20 protein-coding genes and 1 pseudogene are annotated in these 23666 nt (G+C 31.4%); 3 read left to right on the top strand and 18 right to left on the bottom strand.

Annotated elements, in window-relative coordinates:
• Positions 1 to 220: 220 nt before the first annotated feature.
• Positions 221 to 3133, bottom strand: a complete 2913-nt coding sequence (locus Q8S45_RS11800) for a molybdopterin-dependent oxidoreductase (RefSeq protein WP_305604985.1) — start codon at positions 3131 to 3133, stop codon at positions 221 to 223.
• A 105-nt stretch (positions 3134 to 3238) separates the two neighbouring features.
• Complete coding sequence (gene nrfD / locus Q8S45_RS11795; protein ID WP_305604982.1) at positions 3239 to 4855, bottom strand: NrfD/PsrC family molybdoenzyme membrane anchor subunit; 1617 nt, start codon at positions 4853 to 4855, stop codon at positions 3239 to 3241.
• 157 nt (positions 4856 to 5012) lie between these two features.
• Between nrfD and moaD the strand changes: the two genes are divergently transcribed.
• Positions 5013 to 5255 (top strand): molybdopterin converting factor subunit 1, encoded by a 243-nt coding sequence (gene moaD / locus Q8S45_RS11790; protein ID WP_305604979.1) that lies wholly within the window; start codon positions 5013 to 5015, stop codon positions 5253 to 5255.
• Here moaD and Q8S45_RS11785 read toward each other — a convergent pair.
• Entirely contained in the window at positions 5252 to 5527 is a 276-nt protein-coding gene (locus tag Q8S45_RS11785) for a DUF3817 domain-containing protein (RefSeq protein ID WP_305604976.1), read from the bottom strand. The genes moaD and Q8S45_RS11785 overlap by 4 nt on opposite strands.
• A gap of 164 nt (positions 5528 to 5691) precedes the next feature.
• Between Q8S45_RS11785 and Q8S45_RS11780 the strand changes: the two genes are divergently transcribed.
• Both Q8S45_RS11780 and Q8S45_RS11775 read left to right on the top strand, forming a co-directional pair.
• Positions 5692 to 8154: a DUF5686 and carboxypeptidase regulatory-like domain-containing protein gene (locus Q8S45_RS11780; protein WP_305604974.1), complete on the top strand. Its 2463-nt coding sequence runs from the start codon at positions 5692 to 5694 to the stop codon at positions 8152 to 8154.
• Between the two features lie 42 nt (positions 8155 to 8196).
• Positions 8197 to 8619 carry a molybdenum cofactor biosynthesis protein MoaE gene (locus Q8S45_RS11775; protein ID WP_305604971.1) on the top strand — a complete coding sequence of 141 codons (423 nt, stop codon included), beginning with the start codon at positions 8197 to 8199 and terminating at the stop codon, positions 8617 to 8619.
• Between the two features lie 29 nt (positions 8620 to 8648).
• Here the strand turns inward: Q8S45_RS11775 and Q8S45_RS11770 are convergent, their stop codons facing one another.
• From Q8S45_RS11770 to Q8S45_RS11700, 15 genes and pseudogenes are all read right to left on the bottom strand, one after another.
• On the bottom strand, positions 8649 to 9728 hold the full coding sequence (locus tag Q8S45_RS11770; RefSeq protein ID WP_305604968.1) for a HesA/MoeB/ThiF family protein: 1080 nt from the start codon (positions 9726 to 9728) through the stop codon (positions 8649 to 8651).
• Positions 9715 to 10839 (bottom strand): NTP transferase domain-containing protein, encoded by a 1125-nt coding sequence (locus tag Q8S45_RS11765; protein WP_305604965.1) that lies wholly within the window; start codon positions 10837 to 10839, stop codon positions 9715 to 9717. Before Q8S45_RS11765 ends, Q8S45_RS11770 begins: the two co-directional genes overlap by 14 nt.
• Positions 10832 to 11311: a cyclic pyranopterin monophosphate synthase MoaC gene (moaC, locus tag Q8S45_RS11760; protein WP_305604962.1), complete on the bottom strand. Its 480-nt coding sequence runs from the start codon at positions 11309 to 11311 to the stop codon at positions 10832 to 10834. Before moaC ends, Q8S45_RS11765 begins: the two co-directional genes overlap by 8 nt.
• 50 nt (positions 11312 to 11361) lie before the next feature.
• Positions 11362 to 12558, bottom strand: coding sequence for a molybdopterin molybdotransferase MoeA (locus Q8S45_RS11755; protein ID WP_305604959.1), 1197 nt, complete (start codon positions 12556 to 12558; stop codon positions 11362 to 11364).
• A gap of 3 nt (positions 12559 to 12561) precedes the next feature.
• The gene (locus tag Q8S45_RS11750; RefSeq protein ID WP_305604956.1) at positions 12562 to 13224 is read right to left on the bottom strand and encodes a phosphoribosylanthranilate isomerase; all 663 of its coding nucleotides are present in this window, start codon (positions 13222 to 13224) and stop codon (positions 12562 to 12564) included.
• 31 nt (positions 13225 to 13255) lie between these two features.
• Positions 13256 to 14245, bottom strand: a complete 990-nt coding sequence (gene moaA / locus Q8S45_RS11745; protein WP_305604954.1) for a GTP 3',8-cyclase MoaA — start codon at positions 14243 to 14245, stop codon at positions 13256 to 13258.
• Between the two features lie 78 nt (positions 14246 to 14323).
• Entirely contained in the window at positions 14324 to 15088 is a 765-nt protein-coding gene (locus tag Q8S45_RS11740) for a Crp/Fnr family transcriptional regulator (protein ID WP_305604952.1), read from the bottom strand.
• Positions 15072 to 15656 (bottom strand): hypothetical protein, encoded by a 585-nt coding sequence (locus Q8S45_RS11735; RefSeq protein WP_305604950.1) that lies wholly within the window; start codon positions 15654 to 15656, stop codon positions 15072 to 15074. The genes Q8S45_RS11740 and Q8S45_RS11735 overlap by 17 nt, the downstream gene beginning before the upstream one ends.
• A 13-nt stretch (positions 15657 to 15669) precedes the next feature.
• On the bottom strand, positions 15670 to 15849 hold the full coding sequence (locus tag Q8S45_RS11730) for a twin-arginine translocase TatA/TatE family subunit (RefSeq protein ID WP_305604948.1): 180 nt from the start codon (positions 15847 to 15849) through the stop codon (positions 15670 to 15672).
• A 71-nt stretch (positions 15850 to 15920) separates the two neighbouring features.
• Positions 15921 to 19166 carry a molybdopterin-dependent oxidoreductase gene (locus Q8S45_RS11725; RefSeq protein ID WP_305604947.1) on the bottom strand — a complete coding sequence of 1082 codons (3246 nt, stop codon included), beginning with the start codon at positions 19164 to 19166 and terminating at the stop codon, positions 15921 to 15923.
• Positions 19167 to 19168: 2 nt separating this feature from the next.
• Complete coding sequence (locus Q8S45_RS11720; RefSeq protein ID WP_305604946.1) at positions 19169 to 20080, bottom strand: 4Fe-4S dicluster domain-containing protein; 912 nt, start codon at positions 20078 to 20080, stop codon at positions 19169 to 19171.
• 11 nt (positions 20081 to 20091) lie between these two features.
• Positions 20092 to 21096, bottom strand: a complete 1005-nt coding sequence (locus Q8S45_RS11715) for a hypothetical protein (RefSeq protein ID WP_305604944.1) — start codon at positions 21094 to 21096, stop codon at positions 20092 to 20094.
• 298 nt (positions 21097 to 21394) lie between these two features.
• Complete coding sequence (locus Q8S45_RS11710) at positions 21395 to 22753, bottom strand: sigma-54 dependent transcriptional regulator (protein ID WP_305604942.1); 1359 nt, start codon at positions 22751 to 22753, stop codon at positions 21395 to 21397.
• A 9-nt stretch (positions 22754 to 22762) separates the two neighbouring features.
• A complete protein-coding gene (locus Q8S45_RS11705; RefSeq protein WP_305604940.1) occupies positions 22763 to 23548 on the bottom strand; it encodes a sensor histidine kinase in 786 nt (261 codons plus the stop codon).
• Positions 23541 to 23666: pseudogene (locus tag Q8S45_RS11700) on the bottom strand (IS982 family transposase); the annotation flags it as partial. The pseudogene Q8S45_RS11700 and the gene Q8S45_RS11705, both read right to left, overlap by 8 nt.

Raw genomic sequence — 23666 nt, 5'->3', positions numbered from 1 at the left:
TATGTAATCATACGCAAAAATGATTTTAGATTTTATTTAAGTTTAACAATTTAATTTACTACTATTTACAATTATCATTTAATTAATAAATTTAACACTATTAACCTTTCATTAACTTTTTATTATTACCGAAAACGTTTTCGGATAATCGAAAACGTTTTCGATAGTGTTAAAATAATCATGAATTTAACAATAAGTAACTATAGATAATAACAAGATTCTATTCAGAACCATTATTTGTAGGCTTTAAATAATAAGTAGAATCATCTGGTCTAAAAGCTCTGGCAAACCAAAATGGTCTTCGTTCTCCATTTGGACCTGGTGCAGGACGAGTCATTGATAACCATTCCTTATAAATCTCATGTGATTTATTGGTGTCAACAAAAATATCCCCATAGTTTTCACCTTCCTTCGGTTTTTCTATTCGAACACGTTGATGCCAAGTATGCATTCCACTTATTGGATCAGGATGCACAGCGTGTGTAATATTTTGATGAACACCGCCGTCTTTCCAAAATATACGTTTAGAATCTTTATCGCTAGATTCAAATGGTTTTATACCTGAAATGGTGTTCATTCTCCAAGCTCCTTTGCCATCACTTTCAATATTTACAGTATTTGTTGCCCAACGATTTCCTGTTTGATCCTGTGGTCTTCTCCAACGTCCAATATGATGTGAACAAGCAACAACACCCGGTTTCATACTTTGTGTAACCCAAACTTTATCTATAAAATAACCGATATCTGTATTTAATTTTACCAAATCTCCTGTTTGGAATCCCCATTTTTTAGCATCGTCTGGATGCATCCAAATTGGATTTCTATTGGAAATTTCTACCAGCCATTTTGCATTCCCAGAACGAGAATGAATTAACGTTGGCAATCTAAATGTTGGAACCAATACATATTCTCCTTTTGATTTATCTAAAACATCATTATGTATATGGCTTTTAATATAAGTAGGTGTTGCGTATTCTGGCCATTTCCAATCCACCATGGTTTGAGAGTAAAACTCATTTTTACGAGATGGTGTAGGGAAACCAACGCAAGGATTTCCATTTATCATAACACCAATTCCTTTACCATCTTTTGAAATTACATCATTCTTTGGGTCAACTATTGAACCTTTTAATTGTTCCTCAGTCAACAGTTTTTCATTCATTTTATAAGACTCTCCTTTTTCAATTTCATACGCACCATATTTTTTCATGTATTCTAATGCGGCAAATTGTCCAGTAAACCCATCTGTTTTTGCAACCTCATTTAAGCCTTTAACTCTTTCAAAAATATATTGATAATACTCATCAATGGTTATTTTTTCTCCTAGTCTATATGGCGATTCAAATGTTTTACGAATTCCCATACTTCCATCAGGGTCAATTCTCCATGATAATTCAATAAAAAATTCATCTTCTTCCCATACTTCACCCGGATTGGCTTCATACGTCAATTTCACTGGTTTTCCATTTCTTCGAGCAGCTTCTCTTAATACAGGCTGACGAAAAGCAACCCATGTACCGCCGTGTGTAGCGTAACTATTGATATCGTGACGCTCAGACGCTAATCCCATTGGTAATACAAAATCTGCAAAAAATGCCGTTTCATTCCAAGTTGGAGTTAATGCAGCATGCATTCCAAATTTAGTTTCATCTGTTAACATTTCCATCCAAGTAAATCCATCAGGATAAGTCCAAACCGGATTAAATACTCGTGAAAAATACATGTCCAATTTACCTCTTCCTTCTTTTAAGAAATGTGGCAATAACTGACTCATTTCAAAGAATGCCAACGGATATTCTTTTGGAAAATGCAATTCATTCCATTTTTTCTGAGGTGCTGGCGGATTTGGTTGGGTTGGTTTGAATTTATTCCAAGAATTTGGAGATGTTCCGCCTTTAGCACCAACTGCTCCAGTTAATACTGTTAAGAAATGTAAACAACGTGCAACTGCCCAACCACCAAGATTTGAAGCGCCTGCTGCACGCCAGTTATGAGATGCAAAACGTTCACCTGCTTCACCAATTTTACGTGCAATTTCAATAATCATATCAGCTTTTACACCTGATTCTTTTTCAGCATATTCTGGAGTAAATTCTTTGTACTCGGCAATCATTGAAGCAATATAGTTTTCAAAAGTTATTTCTTTATCTGAATGTCTTGCTTTTAAGTATTCTTGCCAGTTCGTCCAATTTTCTAAATATGCTCTATTGTACAATCCTTCTTCTAAAATGATTAAAGCTATTGCCAATAAAACAGCAGCTTCAGTTCCTGGATACGATGGTAACCAATAATCTGACATACTAGCTGTGTTGGATAAACGAGGATCCATTGTTGCCAATTTTGCTCCTTTCATTTTTCCTTCAATAATACGTTGTGCATGTGGATTGAAATAGTGACCCGATTCTAAATGTGCAGAAATTAATAATATAAATTTTGCTTCGGCGTGATCTGGTGATGGTCTGTCATATCCATACCATAAATTATATCCAAAACGAGCTCCTGAAGAGCAAATATTTGTATGTGAATTATGACCATCTATTCCCCAACCCTGTAAAATCCAGTTCATAAAATTTTCGTTACCCGGTCTTCCAACATGGTATGCAATTTCATTATGACGATCCTCTAAAATTGCCTTTCTAATTCGGGTTGCAATTGTATCCAATGCATCATCCCAAGAAACACGTTCCCACTCTCCATCTCCACGTTTTCCTTTTCTCTTTAAAGGAAATAAAATTCTATCTGGATCTGTAACTTGATTAATTGTTGCTGGTCCTTTCGCACAGTTTCTTCCTCTACTTCCTGGGTGATACGGATTCCCTTCAAACTTTTTAACTTCTTGGGTTTCTTTATCAATAAACGCTGTTAAACCACAAGCACTTTCACAATTAAAACATGTTGTAGGTACAATTTGATAGGTTTTTTTCTCTTTTTTTGGCCAAACTTTTGGATTGTACTCAACCCAGTTATCCCACTTTTCTGGTGGTGGAAAATTCTCATACATCTTAGCAACCTCTTCATCAGTAAATTGGCGCATATCTTTATCAAATTCTTGATAACCTTCTTTATGCAGATTTGGAATAATTCCTAATTTTTCTGCTATATTTTCTATAAACGATGGTTTTTTATATCCCATGACTTTTTGATTTACGATTGTTGAATTACGATTTACGGTTTTGATTATTTTAAATTGATACTGTGTTTTTCAATTCATAAATCTAAAATCGTACATCTTAAATTTTTAAGCGAGCGGCACTCGCTGTGGTGCTTCCACCCAAATCTTTTCAGTTATTAAAATTCCTATTAATACACATACTCCTGAAACAACAGTTAATATTCCTCCATTTCCAAAAAACAACAATACTAATGGAATAATGTTACCAATAAATACAGTTCCCATCCAAAACAGATTTTTATATCTTCCTTTGGTAATCATTTTAACTACAGTTTTTGCAGCTGTTGTAGGATGTGTAATTGTTAATTCAGTAACCAATGTAAATAAATTAACAACTAGTGCAATAATCATTGTATTTTTTAAAATACCCATCCAATCTTCATTTCCAAAAATTAAACCAGCTACTATAAAAATTGCAACTCCAGCCATTACGCTATGAACTAACATATGCAATGGTAACGTTGGGCTTTGCCAAAAATCTCGACCTTTTGCTTGCGCAAATAAGAAGGCTGTATAAATAGCTAGTAATACTGCAAAAACCGCTGTAATCCATAATAAAATGTTTTCTCCAGCTTTTACTTCGAAGAATGTCATAACTCCCCAAACAGTTACTAACAATCCGAAAACGGTTATGGTATAACCCCCTTTTACCAACCAAGAATTCCATTGAGGACGTAATAGAACGTTTAAAAAACGATCTGGTCTGTCTAAATCCATCACTAAGAATAATCCTGTTAAAGCTAAGAATGTTAATGAAATTCCTGCCGACCATAATTTAGCGGTTGGTGAAACTTCATAACCTAACATTATTGCTAAAAATGGAATTAAAAATGCTCCCGCAGCAATTGCTTTTGTGAAAACATACGTTGAAACTTCCCAACCCCATAAAATACCTTTATCTGGTGTATCGTAAACTCTTCTAGCTTTTCCACTTAGAACATCAATATAATTTGGGTTTTCAGAATCTTTTCGTTGATACGCCGCTTGAATATCGTTATCTATAGTCATTTGTAATAAATCAACATCATTATTTGTATGCATCATTTTTTCAGCAGCTTTTGCAAAATGACCAACACCGCGTGCTTGTGAATTCCATAGCCAGTCACCCGATTTATCAGTAGCTTCAGGAACCAAAGAAGCATCATCTGCATCAATATAAAATAAATTAGGGTTCGTACCTTTTTCAGGTTTACGAACCTTAACTGCCTGACGCGCCAATAATTGAGAAATCTCCGTAGTTGGATTGTGCATATCGCCTGCAATAATTGCATGTTCTGGACAAACAGAAACGCAAGCTGGTTCTCTACCAACATCCACTCTATGTGCGCAATAATTACATTTTGCAGCCGTACTAGTATCCGGATCAATGTATAATGCATCATAAGGACACGCTTGCATACACGATTTACAACCTATACAACGGTTGTTATCAAAATCTACAATACCATCTTCACGTGTAAAAAGTGCCTCAACCGGACAAATTTCAACACAGGGAGCATCAGTACAATGGTTGCAGCGCATGACTGAAAAAATACGACGTGTATCTGGAAATTCTCCTTTTTCAACTTGTTTTACATAGGTTCTGTTAACCCCAACAGCAACATCGTGTTCTGATTTACAAGCAGTTGTACAAGCATGGCAGCCTATACATTTTCGGTTGTCAATTATAAAACCGTACTTCATATCTAAAAAATATATTTTTGAATTATAACAAAATTACCCATTGGGACAGGCATTAATGTGATTGAAATCACATATAATATTATTTAGAATTAATCTAAATTAAGAGTTCTTTTTTTAAGTCGATTTGGTTACATTTGTACCAATTTAATACTTAAAAATGAAAATATCAATTTTGTTTTTTGGAATAACTACAGATTTGGTTGGCTCGAATTCGCAATTATTTAGTTTAGAAGAAAATGCAACAGTTGAGCATCTTAAAAACGAATTAGTAAAGCAGTATCCAAATCTGAAAAATATTAATGACTATGCAATTGCCGTTAATGAAGAATATGCTTCAAGCAGTTTGAAATTAAGGGAAGGAGATGTGGTTGCAATTATTCCGCCGGTAAGTGGAGGCTAGTTTCTTAAATATTTTTTATCAATATAAAATGTGCCAAAAGGAACTATTGATGCTACAAGAACTATCCAAAAGGTTTTAGATTTCCATTCCAATTCATATTTTATAACAATGGCAAGCATAACATAGCCAACAAATAAAATTCCGTGCGGCATTCCAAGCATCTTAACATAGGTGTCATTTCCTGCCATATATTTTATTGGTACGGCAATAAATAACAATAATATATAGGACAACCCTTCTATTATACTAACCCATCTAAATGTTTTTTTCATAAATTTTAAATTTCAATAAGAGTGGGCAAAAGTACATTTTAAAATTGCATCTAATTAAATTATTTATTGCACCTAAAAACTTTATCAAAAAAAGGAATTAATTAACAGTCTTTTATTAATGAATTAATTTTTGAGCAATTAGCTTTGTCTAAAAATTAACAATAATGAAAAAGAGCATTATCCTGATTTTACTTTGCCTAACTTTTATAAAACTTTCTGCACAAATTAGAGGAAATGTTACCAACTCAAAAAATGAACCATTACCTTATGTAAGTGTTTATCTCGAAAAAACAACTATTGGAACTACCACAAATGAAGAAGGTTTATTTGAACTACCCATTTCAAAAATAGGAAAATACACTATTGTATTTCAATTTCTAGGATTTCAATCACTTAAAAAAACGATTGAAGTTAATTCATTTCCTTACAAAATAAGTATTCAGTTAGCAGAAGAAAGTATTCAATTAAATGAAGTTCTTATTAGTTCAAAAGAAAATCCCGCTAATAGAATTATTAGAAATACTATTAATAATAGAAAGCCCTATTTAGATAAAATTAATGCCTATACCAGCGATTTTTATTCCAAAGGAATTTTTAGAATTAAAAATGCACCTAAAAAAATATTGGGACGAGAAATTGGTGATTTAGGAGGTGGTTTAGACTCTACCAGAACCGGTGTTATTTATTTATCGGAAACTGTATCAAAAATAGCATTTAAGAAGCCAGATTTGTTTAAAGAGAATATTTTAGCTTCAAAAGTAAGTGGAAACAATAGTGGTTTTAGTTTTAACCAAGCTTCCGAAGTAAATTTTAACTTCTACAAAAACACAATTGATTTAGCCAACAACGTAATATCACCAATTGCATCTTACGCTTTTAATTATTATAACTATACCTTGCTCGGAACCTTTTATGAAGGTGAACATTTAATTAACAAAATTGAAGTATTACCAAAAAGGAAAACAGATAATTCATTTACTGGTATTTTATATATTGTTGAAAATGATTGGGCAATATATGGGTTAGATTTACATATTAATGGAGCACAACTAGGACAACCAATGATTGAAATTCTAAGTTTAAAACACAATTATACCTATCAAGAAAAAGAAAAATATTGGGCTTTAATTTCGCAATTAATAGGTTTTAAATATGGAATGTTCGGAATAAATATCGATGGGCAATTTAGTACATCATATAGCAATTATAATTTTAGTCCAAAATTTGAAGCAAAAGAATTTACAAATGAAATTTTACTTTTTTCTGAAAATTCAAATAAAAAAGACGCTATATTCTGGGAATCTGCCAGACCCATTATTTTAACTGAAGAAGAAGTAAACGACTATAAAATAAAGGACAGTATACAAATTCTTAAAAAATCAAAAAAATATTTAGATTCTATAGATCAAAAAAATAATAAATTTAAAATAGGAGCTCTTTTGTTCGGCTATTCTTATAAAAATTCACATAAAAATAGTAATCTAAATTTTTCATCTATTTTATCAAATATCAATTTTAACACCGTTCAAGGTTGGAATTCTGCAATAAAAATTTCTTATAATATGTATGACAAAGAAAAAGTATCTAACTTTTCTACATATGCAAATTTTAATTACGGACTTTCTGATGAAAAATTAAGAATTGACGGTAGTGCCAGCTATTTATTTAATGGTATTTCAAGGCCATACATACAAATTTTAGGAGGGGAAAAAATCAGTCAGTTTAATGAAAATGCTCCAATTTCTCCATTAATTAATTCGGTAAGCACTTTATATTTTGAAGAAAATTATGCCAAATTTTACGATAAAAATTTTGTTAAAGTGTTTTTTTCTGATGAGTTAACAAACGGTATTAGAATGGAAAGTTCATTGAGTTATGAAAAACGTTCTCCACTAGTAAATACAACCTATTATGTTTCATTGAACGATAAACAAAAAACCTACACTTCGAATGATCCTTTAAATGAAAACAACCACGGAATTCCTTCTTTTGAAAAACATTCTGTATATTCATTTCAAACCGCAGCTTCTATCCGATTTGGTCAAAAATATATTTCATATCCAAACAGAAAAATAAATACTTTTTCTTCTGAATTTCCTTCACTAACCTTATTTTACAATCAAAATTTTGCTTCAAGTAAAGAAAATTATAATTTTGGTGAAGTTGGCGCTCGAATTCAACAAAGTTTTGATATAGATAACAAAGGGCGTTTTAGGTATAATATAAAGACGGGAACTTTTTTTGAAGCTAACGACATTGCTTTTATTGACTACAAACATTTTAACGGAAATCAAACTCATGTAAATATGTCTTCAAATTATACCGATGCATTTAACTTAATGCCGTATTATAATTTTAGCACAAATAAATCGTATGCCGAATTTCATGCAGAACATAATTTTAATGGATATTTATTGAATAAAATTCCGCTACTAAATAAATTAGGGTTTGAATTAGTGATAGGCGCGCATTCCCTTTTAACAAAAGACAACAAGGCTTATTCCGAATTAACTATTGGCCTAAACAAATTAGGTTTTGGGAAATTGAGGTTCTTAAGACTTGATTATGTGAAATCATACTATAATGGAGTATCTCAAAACGGACTTGTTTTTGGATTGACATTTTAATATATAGTACTAAATATTTATGTATTTTTACGTTATTAAAATATGGCATTTACTTCAGTAAAAATAACAACAACACCTTTAAACCAACAAGATTGTTATCAATTTGTTGAAGACGCTTCTTGTGGCGGAATTGCATTATTTGTTGGAACTGTACGCAACTCGACCCAAGGTAAATCGGTTACTTTTTTAGATTTTAGTGCTTATGAACCTATGGCTTTAAAAGAAATGCAAAAAATTGCTGAAACTGCATTGGCCAAATATCCAATTTATAAAATTGCCATTCATCATGCTGTTGGAAAATTAAGAATTGGAGAAATTCCTGTTATTATTGCAGTTTCATCAGCGCATAGAAATGCTGCTTTTGAGGCTTGCCAATATGCAATTAACACGCTGAAAGAAACAGTACCTATTTGGAAAAAAGAACATTTTGAAGATGGCGAGGTTTGGGTAAATGCACACCCGTAACAATTGCTAATTGTAAATGATAATTAAGTTTAATACTTTTCTATTCCTTCAAATAAACTAAAAACATTTAATGAAGGAAATTTATCTTTTAATTTTAAGGTTACATCATAACTTGTAATTCCTTTTGGACAAACTATAACATAGTTTTTCTTAAAATCAGGAGTAAAGGTATTTACATCAAAATTTTTATATGGTATTTTTTGAGATACTTTAAAAGGTAGCAATGTATCTACATTATTTAAAACACTTACAACTTCAATATTTTTATCGTTGATTCTTTTTTTTAATTCTTCGGAAGAAATTAACAAAGAACTATCTTGAGTTGAACAATGAATATCTAAATAATTGGAATCTTTGAAAATAGTTGAAAAAATTAAAGATTTGTTTTTCTTTAACTTCATTTTAAACTGAGTGTTTTCAAGTACATTGTAAATCAACAATTGATTTGTAAGTAATTTACCAGTTTTTGTAATGAGTTTAATCACTTCATTTGCTTGTAAAAGAGCAATAATTCCAACAATTGGATTCATTGTTCCTGCTTCTTCGCAGTTAGGAATATCCGAAGCTATTTTTGGGAAAGCATCACGTAAATTACATGTATAATCTCCATCGCCATTTAACACATTAAATGTAGCCACATACCCATCAAATTTATATAATGAACCATATACCAATGGCTTTTTAGCCAGTACACACGCATCATTTATTAAATATTTAATTTGAAGATTATCTGTACCATCTACAACCACATCATAACTAGATATTAGTTCTAAAATAGAATTTTTATCTACTGCACAATTTGTAAAAGAAACCTTAACAAATGGGGTTCTTTTTTTCATTTCTTTTGCTAATATTTCAACTTTTGCCTTTTGAATGTCTTTTATTTTATAAAAAACTTGCCTGTGTAAATTAGAAACAGAAACCATATCAAAATCAACCAAATGAATTGTTCCAACACCACTAGTAGCCAAATAAATTGCAACAGGACTTCCTAAACCTCCACAACCAATAACCAAAACTTTGGCTTTTTGCAGCAATTCTTGTCCTTGCTCTCCAATTTCCGACAGCGTAGTTTGCCTCTTAAAATATTCCTTTTTATTTAGCTCCATTATCATTAATCTCTTTATGTGCATCTTTAAATTCTTCAGGCGTATTTATATTTCTAATTAAATTAGTATCAACCTCAATAATTTCAATATCAGAATTTATCAATACTTTTCTAGGGCAAGAATATCCTTGAGCTAAATAATTAAGTAACACTGTATAACTTTTTGGCTCCCAAATAGTAATTAATGGTTCCGGAAATTCATTATTTTTACCCTTAATTGCTGTTGCAATTTTGGAAGGATTTCTATGTTTTAGCAACATCTTAATTACTTCATCATTTACAAACGGCAAATCTGTTGCAATTACCAACCAAGCCACATCTGGATTTTTTTGAAAAGCTGAACAAATTGCGCCAAAAGGACCCAAACCAACAAATTTATCTGTTATTTTGAACTCAAAATTTATAACCTGATCTTCTCGAACCGACAAAAAAGTTTTTAATTGGTGCTTCTCTAATAAATCTACTGTTACATCACGCTGATTTTTACCATAAAAATTTAAAGTCCCTTTATCCGTTCCCATCCTAATACTTTTCCCACCTGCCAAAACCAACCCTTGAATTGGTGCAATTTTTTGTTTAATAATGTTCTCTATGTGTTTCGAAATTTTTTCAATTTCATCAATATGATAACAAATTAGGTTTTTAACATGTGGCATTTTTTCTTCAAAAAATGGAAACAAAACAGCATCATCAGTCAATTTTATAACAAATTCAATATTCTTTAATTGATCCATTCTTTTAAAAACTGAAGCCTCTTTATCTTTGTCTAAAATTAATATTTGCTTTGCTCCTTGATAATGATTGCCGTTAATTAAAAGCAAATCATGTTGAGAAAATTGAGTTCTTTGATTGAATTTGTTTACAAAAATTTTTACAGAAGTAACAGCTGTTCCATTTTCGTGAAAGGTATAAATATCAAGTAAATTTTTGACAACCGAATTATTATGAGAAGCATCAAAATAGGCAATTTTATATTTCAATAATTTATTTGAAATTTGCTGCACTAAATTGCTAATAACATCACATTTTGAACCAACTAAAGCAATTTCATTGGGTGCAAAATTGTCGTTATCCCGCAATTTTAGTTTGGCGTGTTTTTGATGTTTATCCATTTTTAATATCACTTTTACCTCCTGATTTTTTAACCAATTTTACTTCTTTAATAATCATTTTTTGAGAAATAGATTTACACATGTCATAGACTGTTAAGGCAGTAATAGTTGCACCCGTAAGCGCTTCCATTTCAACTCCAGTTTTCCCTTCGATAGAAACGGTACAAAATATTTCAATATGCTCATTATCAATAATTTCAATATCAATATCAACGCCGTTAATTAATAGAGGATGGCACATTGGGATTAATTCTGAAGTTTTTTTAACTGCTTGAATTCCAGCTATAATAGCCGTTTGAAAAACCGGTCCTTTTTTGGTAATTAATTCGTTATTATTAAAATTAGAAATAATATCAGAACCCAAAAACATGATAGCTTTTGCTGTTGCTTTACGTTTGGTGATTTCTTTATCACCAACATCAACCATTTTGGGTTGGTTTTTTTTATTGATATGAGAAAATTTATTTTCCATAAGTGAAAGATTGCTTCACTGCATTCGCAATGACGATTTATGAGCTTTAATTAAAAACTCCGATACGACAGTATCGAAAAAACTTCTCCATTTGTAAAATTACTGCAATCATCTGGCAATTCCAAAAAAGCATCGGCATCAACTAAATTAGTTAAATCTGCCGAACCTTTTCCAGTAATTGGGGTCGCAAACAATTTTCCCTCTTTTTGAGTTAATTTTACTTGTAAAAAATATGTTAAATCTGGTTTAAAATAATAATCTTCACTTAAAATTGCTTGGTTTTTATTTTCAAAACTTAAACCAACCGATTTATAATGCCACGGATAAAAATATTTTAAACAATTTACAAATGTCGACACTGGATTTCCTGGAAACGCAAACACTATTTTGTTTTCCTTTTTTCCAAACCAAAATGGTTTTCCTGGGCGTTGTTTTACTTGATGAAATAACTTTTCAACCCCTAAATTACTTAAAACTTCTGGAATAAAATCAAATTTCCCTTTTGAAACTGCACCGCTAAAAAGTAACACATCATATTCATTTATAAGGGCGCTTATTTTTGTTAAAAGCGAGTTCTTATCGTCAGCCATATGAGTTACTTCTGCTTTTATATTTAATCTTTCTAATAGCGATACCAAAGTAAAAACGTTACTTCTTCTAATTTGATGTTCTTCAGGTGTATCAGAAACTTCTACCAACTCGTTTCCTGTAGAAATAATCATTACTTTTGGTTGTTTGGCAACTTTTATAGTGGATTTACCAACAGTAGCAAATACTCCAATTTCAGCGGAAGAAATTAGAGTATTTGTTGGTATTAAAATATCCCCAACTTTTCTATCTAAACCCTTTAAATGAACATTTTGAAAATTTTTAACTTCATCTAAATTTACTCGAGCAATACCATTTTCAATAGTTAATAATTCATATTGAATAACAATATCTGTATTATTTGGCAACATTGCACCAGTCATAGCTTCTATACAATTTTCAGTATTTTGAAGTATTAATTGTTGACTTCCAGCAGCTTGTATACCTTCTATCTTAAACGCTCGAATTCCTTTATTAAAAGCTTCCGAAGATATGGCGATTCCATCCATACTTACTCGGTTAAAAGGTGGAAAATCACAATCTGCAACAATATCTTCTTTTAAAACTCTACCAACCGAATTTAAAAAATCAACCTCTTCAACTCCAAAATTAATAGCATTGTTTAAAATAATTTCAAGTGCCTCTTTAACTGTTGTCATATTTTAATTTGTATTAATTGCCTTAAAAAAGGCATTTAATTTTATTACATCTAAATTCCCATTTGTTCTAACGCCACTGCATAAATCTAGGCCATAAGGGTTAACTTCATCAATTGCTTTTTGTGCATTTAAAGCATTAATTCCACCTGCTAGAAAAACTGGAATTTGAACCAATTCAATAATCTTTTTGCTTATTTCCCAGTTATGAACTCTTCCAGTACCACCAAGTTCTTTAGTGCCTAAATTTGGATTTCCACTATCTAACAAAATTACATCCACATTTTTAGAAATTACAAGTGCTTCTTCTATTGTTTTTTCATCTAAAACATGTAAAACCTGAACAATTTTCACAGTTGGCAAGGCTTGTTTTAGATGAACATGAGTTCCTTCAGTTAAGATGTCTACTATTTGAATAGTTTTGGTATTTACTTTTGAATGATGTTCAATAATTTTATCGACGCTTGTTTCGCTTGTTAATAAAAAAGTATCTATATGGCCGGGAATATTTGCTGTAATTTTTGCAATTAAATCATCTGAAATAACGCCTGGTCCACTGGGCATATTACCAACCAACCCAATTGCTGTAGCGCCAGCTTTAATAGCTATTTCAGCCTCTTTAATACTGCTTATACAACAAATTTTAATGTGTGTGAATTTTGTTTTCAAACTCAAAATTATTAATTTTCAATTAAAATAATTATCCACCAATGGTAGACATACTCTCCGAAACATCATTCTTTCGAGCTGCTTCTGCAATAAAACCATTTTTTGGTTTACGATGCACTGTTGAAATAAACAATTCTTTGAGTTCATTGTCACTTGCCCCATTTCTTATAAAATCTCTCACATTAAAAACACCTCCATCAAATAAGCAATTTTTAAATAATCCGGTTGAAGTTATTCTAATTCTGTCGCAATCGTTGCAAATAGTGCGTGTGAACGCTGGTATTATTCCAAATGTTCCTTTGTAATTTGAAATTTTATAATTTTTTGAAGTGGATGATTTCTTCGATAAAACAGGTTCTATACTTGTATAATGATTCCTAATATGGTTGATAATTTTATTGAAATTCCATACTTCATCCATAGTTCGTTGTCCTTTACCATTGAAAGGCATTTCTTCAATAAAACGCACAGCAATATCCTTATTTTTTGAAAGCTCTATAAAATCAATAATCTCATCGGTATTAACTCCCGATTGAACTACAACATTTAATTTTAGTTTTAAAGGACTTTCCTCTAATTTTTCAAGAGTTTGGTAAACATCTTTAAATACATTTCTTCGTGTAATTTCATTAAATTTTTCTTCTTGAAGGCTATCAATACTTAAATTAATGGCATTTATTCCTAATTCAACTAACTTATCAATGTGATTTGAAATTAAGGCGCCGTTGGTAGTGATGTTGATTTCTTTCAATTTATTATTGAATGAAAGTGACTCTAAAAAGTTGACAAAATCTTTTCTTACAAAAGGTTCGCCTCCTGTAAGTCTAATTTTATTCACACCAAGTTCAGATAAAACGCGTGTGATCCGATACATTTCTTTATAAGTTAAAAGCTCTTTTCTATCAACTATATCAATACCTTGTGCTGGCATACAGTATTGGCAGCGCAGATTGCATCTATCAGTAACTGCTAAACGTAAGTAAGATATTTTTCTGCCAAATTTATCTGTAAGTCCCTTCATTTTCTTTTAACTCTTTTATTCATTCCCTTGCTTCTTCAAAAACAATTATCAAATATAATGTTTTTAGAAAAAGAAGCGTTACATTAAATCAATATAACAATCATTTAAAGCATCAGGAAGTTTTTGAGAACAACAATATTTTTTAAGTTGATTTACTAATTCTTCTTTATTTAAAACGATTATTTTTTTTTCTTTTACAGTTATTAAATTTTCAGCAATTAAATTTCTAAAGATACGAATCGTATTTTCAATTGAAACATTCGCAAAGGAGGCTATTTCTCTTCTTAAAGTACAATCGGATATTTCCAACCCATTTTCAGTAACTTCACCAAACTTTGATGCAATTAATAATAAAGCTTCAATAACACGCTCTTGAGCGGGAAATAAATCCAAATATCTTTGTCTTATTTCTTGATGATGAAGTTTTATGGCTAATGCATTAACAAATAATAGGCTAAGTTTACTGTTGTTTTTTAAAATTTGTTTTAAATTTTTAATATTTATAAAGTAGGCTTCTACATTTCCAAGAGCAACTGCACTTAACCAATAATGAGAGGTGTTTAAACTTGAAAAACCAACAAGTTCCCCTTTGGTGGCAAATCTAATTATTTTAGTTTTTTGATTTGCTTCGGTATGAAATATTTTAACTTTCCCTTTAAGTATAAAGTAAATACCTTGTACAGGTTTGTTTTCATCTGCAAGTAAAAATCCTTTTTCTAATTTTTCATAACTGATTAAATGTCTAGTTTCTTTATGGCTAGCAAGTAATTTTAAATTATACTTTAAACTTTTACTTATTTTTAATTTATCAACACTGTAATTAAGTTTAGATAAAATAGGCATAATTCTCCATTATTTTTTCAAATTTTAACAACCACTTGCTATTTTGAGTGTTTAAAAATAATTCAGGCATAGAAATTTCAATACTTCTTTCTTTTAAAACTAAAGTGCTTCTATTAAGGCAGCTTAATTTATTGTTTTCTGTTATATAAGACTCAGATTCAACAAAAACTGAAATTGCAGGATTTATATATTTTGTAATACTTGCTGACTCGCAAATTACTAAGCAAGAATCTCCATAAATTTTATAGACAACTAAAAAGGCATTCAAAAGATGGGCATCATCACATTCTATATAATAAGATGCAGTTGCCCCTGCTTTTAAATACCTTCCGCTGTCTTTTGGGGTGTGGTTTAATTCCTTCCAAATGGTAAAATGAGTTGTTTCATAAATTTTATGAAGTCCAAATTTATCACTTTCCTTATGTTTAAATTTTGAAATTTTAATGGAAATTATACAATGTTGTTTTGAAAATTGTGTTATTATAGATTCTCCTAAAAATGTTTTGCCAACATTTCTACCTGAACCACAAATACTAATTACATTGCTATAATTACTTAAATTATTCATTTAAGCTTTATTATTATAATTTACTATGAGAATCAATGTCTTTGGTCGCATTTTTAAATTCTTTCAAACCTTGACCTACTCCTTTCATTAATTCTGGTATTTTTTTACCACCGAAAAGCAATAAAACTACACCTAAAATTAGCACTATTTGTGGCACTCCCACCATTCCTAAAAAAATATTTAATGTATTCATAATTTTAATTATTTGATTTTTTTGAAAGAGCTGTCCTAAAACAGGACAGCTCCAACAAATTTAAATAAACTCTAAACTTTTACTAAATTAACCTTTGTGTCATAAAATGATACACTACCACCTACGTCATCAATTAAGCAAGTATTATTGCTACCTATTGATGGATCTATCCACATAGCTGCATTTGCCATAATTCCTTTTCCTCGTCTTTCATCACCAGCAACAACTTCTCCGTTAATTAACATGTCTGCAGTACCAGATGCCCAGTTGCCAAAACCTAAAGTAAATGAAATAACTCCTGGTCTAATTCCTTCTGTAGCAATTACTTTACCAATCATTTCTTTCTTGTTACCATGTTTTAAATCATAAACACCTTCTTTGTTGGTAGAACTCACAACTTTAACCATATCGCCTGTTTGCAGACCTAATCTTACGGCATCTTGATTGCTAATAACAATTCCATTTTCTGGTTCGATTGCTGTTAACCAATAAGCTCCATTTGTTCTCGATTTTGTTTGAGTTACCGTACGACAAGTGATTAAGGTAAATTCATAACCATCTGCTAACTTATCAACTGGTTTTCCATCGAATTGTGCAACGGGAACATATTTTGGATACCCATAATAATTTTTACCAGTTCCTGCATGTTTTTTACTTGCAGTTTTTTCTTGATAAAGATTTAACAACTTACCATACTTGTTGCTCAATTGTTTCCCATTAAGTGCTTTTGAATGCTCTTGGTAACGACCACCTCTGTTAAGCACATAAACTACTTGTGCCCAATTTTCTTTACCAACAATTGATTTCCAACGCTCCTCATCAAAAACAGATTTGTTTAAGTGCCTTCTTGCTTTAGAGAAAATTTCTTGTTCTGCTCTACTTGCCATTGGTACACCTCCATTTTCAGAAGTAGCTATATTAGCCACAGCTCTTAAGTAAAAATCTTCTGGCTTATTGATATGTAAACCACTCCCTAAGGCGTCTTTACCAAATGCTTTAAGTCCTAACTTTTCATTAATTCCCATGAAAAGAGATTCTAAACTGATTGGCATTTCTTCACCATAAACCTTAACGATTTCAGGGATTGGAGAAATAGCTGGCTGACGTACGTTTTCTACCTTGTAGATATTATTTGGGTGTGAACCTTGAAACTCCCATCTTTCCAAGTATGATAGATCTGGGAAGATATAATCTGAATACATAGAAGATGTTCCAACTAAAATATCACTTGTAAAGAATAGCGGTAATTTATTTACATCTGCTAAAATATCAATATTAGTATGACCCGCAGGTAGTGCGTACGTTGGTGCGCCCATGTACATAAATAATGCTTTAACAGGATATGGATATGCGTCACCTATACTCGGAATAATTTCTTGATACGTATCTGATGCTAATGGATACCAGTTACGTTTTGCTGGATAACCTTCAAAAATGGTTGTTTTGTCGTAATCTTTATCATGACGAATAGAACTAATACCAAAAGTTTTTAATTTTCCACTTTGTTTTTTGGCATCAAAAACCCCATCATTTCCACCATCATATTTATAAGTTGCACCTGCAGACATACCACCAGCCCAGTCAAAATTACCTAACAGCATATTAACAGCCATCCAATTTAATACATTGTAGAAACCGTTTGTGTGCTGTGCTGGACCTCTATGTAAATCAACAGCTGCATTTTTACCGTAGCTTGTTAATTCTGTAGCAACTTCTACAACGGCATCTTGAGGAACACCCGCAAGTGTACACCAATCTGCAAATGTTTGTTCATTAGCAGATTCTTTTAATAGCTGCATTCCTGATTTTACGCGTACATCTTTCCCATCTTTATCTTTGATCGTAGTATCTACAAATAAATCCCCAAAAACAGCTTCATCCTCATCATTAGGATCTACCCAAGTAGGTTTTCCATTTACCATTGCTACAAAGAAATCTTCTGTATAACTGATTTCTTTGTTCTTATCTTTAGGATCGTCAACAATTCTTTTTTCAGCATCTTTGATGCCTAAAGATGTGGCACGGACTAATTTTCCAGGACCTTTTTCAGTAATTTCAACTAATAAAGAAGCATTGGTCCAGCTAAGTTCTCCTGATTCTTTGGCAGCAGCTTTGTTGGCACATTTTAAGAATTTTGAATCATAACGGTTGTTTTCAATCATCCACTGCATAATAGCCAACGCTAAAGCAGAATCTTCTCCTGGTTTAATTGGTAGCCATGTAGCTGCTTTACTTGCTAATTTTGAGAAACGAGGATCTACCACGCCTATTTTAGTTTTACCGCTTTCCAAATTATTCATCAATCTAACTGAACGGTTTGTTGGACCATAGTTAGCTTCTAATAAATTTGCTCCTACAAATAAAATGTATTTTGCATTTTCAATATCTGCTTGCCAGTAGAATTTTTGACCTTCTGTAAATTTAGCACCTATGTATTGTTCACTAATAGCTTTACAGGTAAAATATAAGGAACCTTGACAAACGGTAGTGTGACCATGTAAATTTGTTGTTCCATATGCATCACCTAATCTTTGGAAAAAGTCTTTACGACCCCCTTTTAAACGACCCCATGAAATTACAAATTGATTGTTTTTTGGGCCTAAATCTGGATGATTTGGATCAATTAACTTATCAAGGTCTGCTGCATATTTGGTTTTGAAAGCTTCAACCAATTCTTTTTTCTTGGTTTTATCTTTTTCATTGTAAATACCATCTACATCTGCAGACATAGCAGTTGCAAGATCATTATCTTTCATTGCCATGATAGAACGTAAACCTTCTACATAACGGTTTTCTTCTCCTGGTACATGAGCAAATAAATTACCACCTTCAGTAATTTCAGTAATTGCTTGATTAAAAGGAACTGATTTCCATTTGTTTTCACCTCTTTTACCGTCTCTTTTTAAAACCTGACGAATACGATAAGGGTCATAAGCTATTTGAACACCAGCTTGTCCTTTTGGACAAAGGCCACCATCAATTTTAGCAGCATCTTCAATACTGTTTTTATAATCGATATGAGGTACCATGGTAAATGGATTGTATGGGTTACCATCAATTTTAGACAACACACCATCTTCAATTTTCACTTTAATACCACAACCTGTATTACAATTTAAACAAGAAGAGTAAATAATATTTTCTGGATTATTTAATTCATAAGGCTTGGTGCCTCTTTTCTTTTTTAAAAGAGCCGTTTGTGCTTTAGCAGAGGCAGTTCCGCCAAGAAACATTCCTACCATTGAAATTCCTCCAAGAAGTGCTCCTTTGCCTAGGAAATTTCGTCGTTTTATATTAATTTTTTCTGAATTTTTCATAATTATATGATATAAGTTACGGTTGGATTAGTTCCTTTTTCTTCTAATAATTTCATTTGATTTGGTTTTGTAGCCATTTCAGAAATAAATGATGTTGGATCATTAATATCTCCAAAATAAGTAGCTCTACCTATACAAGTGGTAACACACTGAGGTAATTGCCCAACGTCCAATCTGTGTAAACAAAAAGAGCATTTACGCGCACTACCTTCAGTTGCAGAATACTTTCCTTCTCTTGTCCAGTCTTTACCATATTCCATAGTAGGTAATAGTTCATAAGGTTGAACTGAAGGTGTTTCATCGCAATAGTTTTCACCGGTATCCATAGATCTATGCTCATAAGGGCAAGCTTCTACGCAATTACCACAACCAATGCACACTTCGTAGTCTATATGAACAATTCCGTCTGGTCTTATACCTGTTGCATTTACTGGGCAAACAGGCACACAGCTTGGTGTTTCGCACTGCATACAAGGTTGAGGTAAAAATCTCATTTTAAGATCTGGGTAGGTACCCATTTCTACTGTGGTTACAGGGCGATAAATTACTCCTTTTGGTAATTTATTTTCTGCAATACAAGAAACAGTGCAAGCGTGACAACCCACACATTTACGTGTATCAATTATCATTTTCCATTTGCGTTGTTCCATTGGCTTAGCCAATGCTTTTTTAAGCTCGGCTTGCATACGAATTAAAATATCTGAATTCGATTCTACTTTTACAGACTTAAATTCGGCTATTTCTTTTATCGTACTTTCACCTATTGGAATTTCAATTTCAGGTAAAAAGCGCGATTTTGCAAAAACTTCAGAAGCAACAAGTGCACTAGCTCCTGCAACAGCTGCTGACTTAAAAAAATCTTTTCTTGAGATTTTTTTATTCAGCAATGATTCTTCTTTTTTGTTGTTTTCCATGAGTTAATTTTTTAGAATTTGTATTCTAAGTTTAAGTAAATTGCTGAATTATCACTTTTTGTAGCATCATCATAATTCCAAGTACGGTAGTTTAACGATGATTTAACACCTTTAATTGGAGCAAACTGTAAACCCGCAAGCAATGCGTTTCCGTCTTTAGATGCATTCCAATTTGCTGTAGCAGTTCCAACTTTATTAGATTCTAATTTATCATATCTTGCAAATAATTCAACCTTTTTATTTATTACATAAGTAGAGTAAATAGAAAAACCTGTTAAATCGTGGTCTTCAAAAGCGTCTGTGAATTTTTTACCGTTATTCATAATATTGTATTCTCCACCAATTCTAAATGATTTCATATCGTAACCAGCAAAAAATGCCAAGTTGCTCACAGTTGGGTTTTCTACTACAACTGTTCCAACTAATTTTTTAGAATCTTGTTTAGCATAATATGCCTTTAATGTAATTTTATCGGTAGGTGTATAAACTAAATTCCCTCCCACTTTATATTTTCCATATAAGTCTTGTACTTTTTTATACCCTTCCCCATTTAATGAAAATAAATTCATTTTTAACGTTTTATGAAGCGATAGTTCTGCATTAAAACCTAAATCGGCACTTGTACCAAAACTATGTTGATCTTGGAATGATTTATATAAATAACGGTATCCCCAAAATTTCTCTTGATCACTAAATTGGTTTAAACCAATCATACCAGCAGATAATTTTGCCCAAGAAGCAGCTTTATAGTCTAATTGAGCTGCTTTTAGGTAGTAAGAGTAATCAGTTACAGTACCTTTACCAACATCTAACGTAACTTTAGCAGAAAATTTATCGCTGAATGAATAGTCATACCCTAAATATGCTCGATCAAGTTCATAAGCACTTTTTTGAACTGCACCGTCAGTCATATCTTTATGATAATTAAAAAATAAAGACCCCGTAACTTTCCCTTTAGTTTGAGCAACGGCAGTTAAAGTGCCAAATAATACAAATAGAATAATTAGTTTTTTCATTTTTTTAATGTTTAAATTGTTTTTTATCTTTTTTAAGAGTTGATTTTAATTAATCTAACTTTTGAAGTATTGGCAAGGAGTGTACCATGGAGGATCAGCATTTTATAACAATGAGTACTTTCATACAAATGTTACCTATGTTACATATTTACAGCAAATTAAATAATTGCCTGAATTGATATTTAGAATTCTTCTAAATTAGCAAAACAAAAAAATCAACGAAAAACCGTTGATTTAGGCGGAAAACCGTTGATTTTTAATTTAAAAAATCAGAATTTTTACATCTTAGGTGAAAGATTTAACCCAATTTATATTTATCCATTTTTGTACGTAACGTAGAAGGTGGAATACCTAAAATGTCAGCAGCTTTGGTTTTATTTTGTTTCGATTTTTCTAGGGCTAATTTGATGGATGCAATCTCAATTTCTGACAGAGTTTCTTCAAGCGTTTTATTCCCTATTATTTTATTAATATCAGTTTCAATTGGATTTCTAATTCCTATTGGAATGTGTTTAACCTCGATAATTGAATCGTTTGAAGATAATATAACCATGCGTTCAGCAATATTTTTTAACTCACGAATATTCCCTGGCCAAGGGTATTTTTCTAATACATTGAATACTTCATTGTCTATTGAAGCATTTATATTATTTAAATATTTTTGAACGTAATGCTTAAATATGATTTTTATATCTTTTTTTCTCTCTCTAAGTGGCAACAAATTAATGGGGAAAATATTTAAACGATAATACAAATCTTCTCTGAACTTTCCTTCGTTCACCATTTGTCGAAGATTTTTTTTAGTAGAGGCAATAATACGTATATCAATTTTTTGGGTAGCAGCGCTTCCCACTTTTTCTATTTCACTTTCTTGTAAAACTCTTAATAGTTTTACTTGTAAATCGAGTGGAATATCGTCAATATCATCTAAATACAATGTTCCTCCGTCCGCCAATTCAAAACGACCCTTTTTATCCTGGTCTGCACCCGTAAATGCGCCTTTTACGTGTCCAAAAAGTTCACTTTCAAATATTTCACGCGATAAAATAGCACAACTTACTTTTATTAACGGTTTATTTTTTCTTTGGCTATTATAGTGTATTATATTGGTTATATGTTCTTTACCTGTACCAGTTTCACCAATTATTAAAACAGTACTGTCTTTTTCTGCAATTAAATTTATTAGATTATATATTTCTTTATTAACCTCAGATTCTCCTATGTAGGTTGAAAAATCAAATTTTTGTTCTATATTTTTTCTTAATATTTTGTTTTCATTCTTTATGGTGTGTAATTCACAAATTCGTTCTATCATTAAAAGAATTTCGTCTTTTACAAATGGTTTAAGAAGGTAATCATACGCTCCTAATTTCATTGTCTGTACAGCTGTTTCTATTGTGCCATGTGCAGTCATTACTATTACGGCTATATCAGCATTAAACCTTTTAATTTTAGATAGTAATTCAATCCCGGATAAACCTGGCATTTTAACATCCGTAATTACAATATTTGGTTCAAACTCTTTCAAATCAATTAAAGCAGCTTGTGCATTTGCATATTCTCTAACCAAATAACCTGCATCTTTAAGATCATCTGCTATGGTGACACGCAATATGCGTTCATCATCTACCACCATTATTTTGAGATTTTTCTTCATTCTGTTTATTTATTTTATTGGTAATGAAACCGTAAATTTCATTCCTCCAGTTGGGTTTAAATTTGCTGCTATTTTACCCTGATGCTGTTGAATAATATTATAACATACTGATAAACCTAAACCGGTACCTTGGCGTATTTTTTTAAACGTAAAAAATGGATCAAAAATTGCAGACAATTTATCTTCAGAAATGCCAATACCGTTATCGCTTATCTCAAATACTACAAATTGTTTGTTACAACTTAATCTAAAACAAATCTCACCAGCAAAATCTGAAGAAATTTCTTGTTTCTCATTAACAGCATCTATACTATTTAATAACAAATTTAAAATAACTTGTTCAATATTATTGGCACTAGCCATTATAAACGGAATTGGATCATCATATTTTTTAATTAGTGTAATTCTAGATTTTTCTAATTGAAAAACTGAAAGCATCAAAACGTTTTCAATAATATCTTTAATTCTAACCTCTGCAATTTCAATTTTTGGTTTTCGAGTAAAATTTAATAAGTTACTTATTACTTTTTCAATTTTCAGCACAGCTTCTTCCATCATTTCAAGGTAAACAATATTCTGTTTAAGGTTATCTGGATTATCAACAATTCTGCGCATACAATTTTTAATACCTGCAATTGGATTGTTAATTTCATGTGCTAACCCAGCAGAAAGTGTTCCTAAGGATGCCATTTTTTCGGATTGAATTAAAGATGATTGTGCTTCATTTAAATCTGCATAGGTCTGCTTTAAACGAAGCAACATTTCATTAAATTTACCCGTTGTGCATTTAGACAATGTTAATTTTTAAGTTGTTAATATTTCTCTCAAAAATAAACTTGTTAATGTATTGAATAATTGTCAACGAGGTTAATTTAGAAAGTATTCTTGTTTTAAATCCATCAAATGTTTTGGC

Origin of the sequence: Lutibacter sp. (assembly GCF_030692605.1) — a bacterium.
In the GTDB taxonomy this organism is placed as follows: Bacteria; Bacteroidota; Bacteroidia; order Flavobacteriales; family Flavobacteriaceae; genus Lutibacter.
This window is presented reverse-complemented; position numbering and strand designations above follow the sequence as displayed.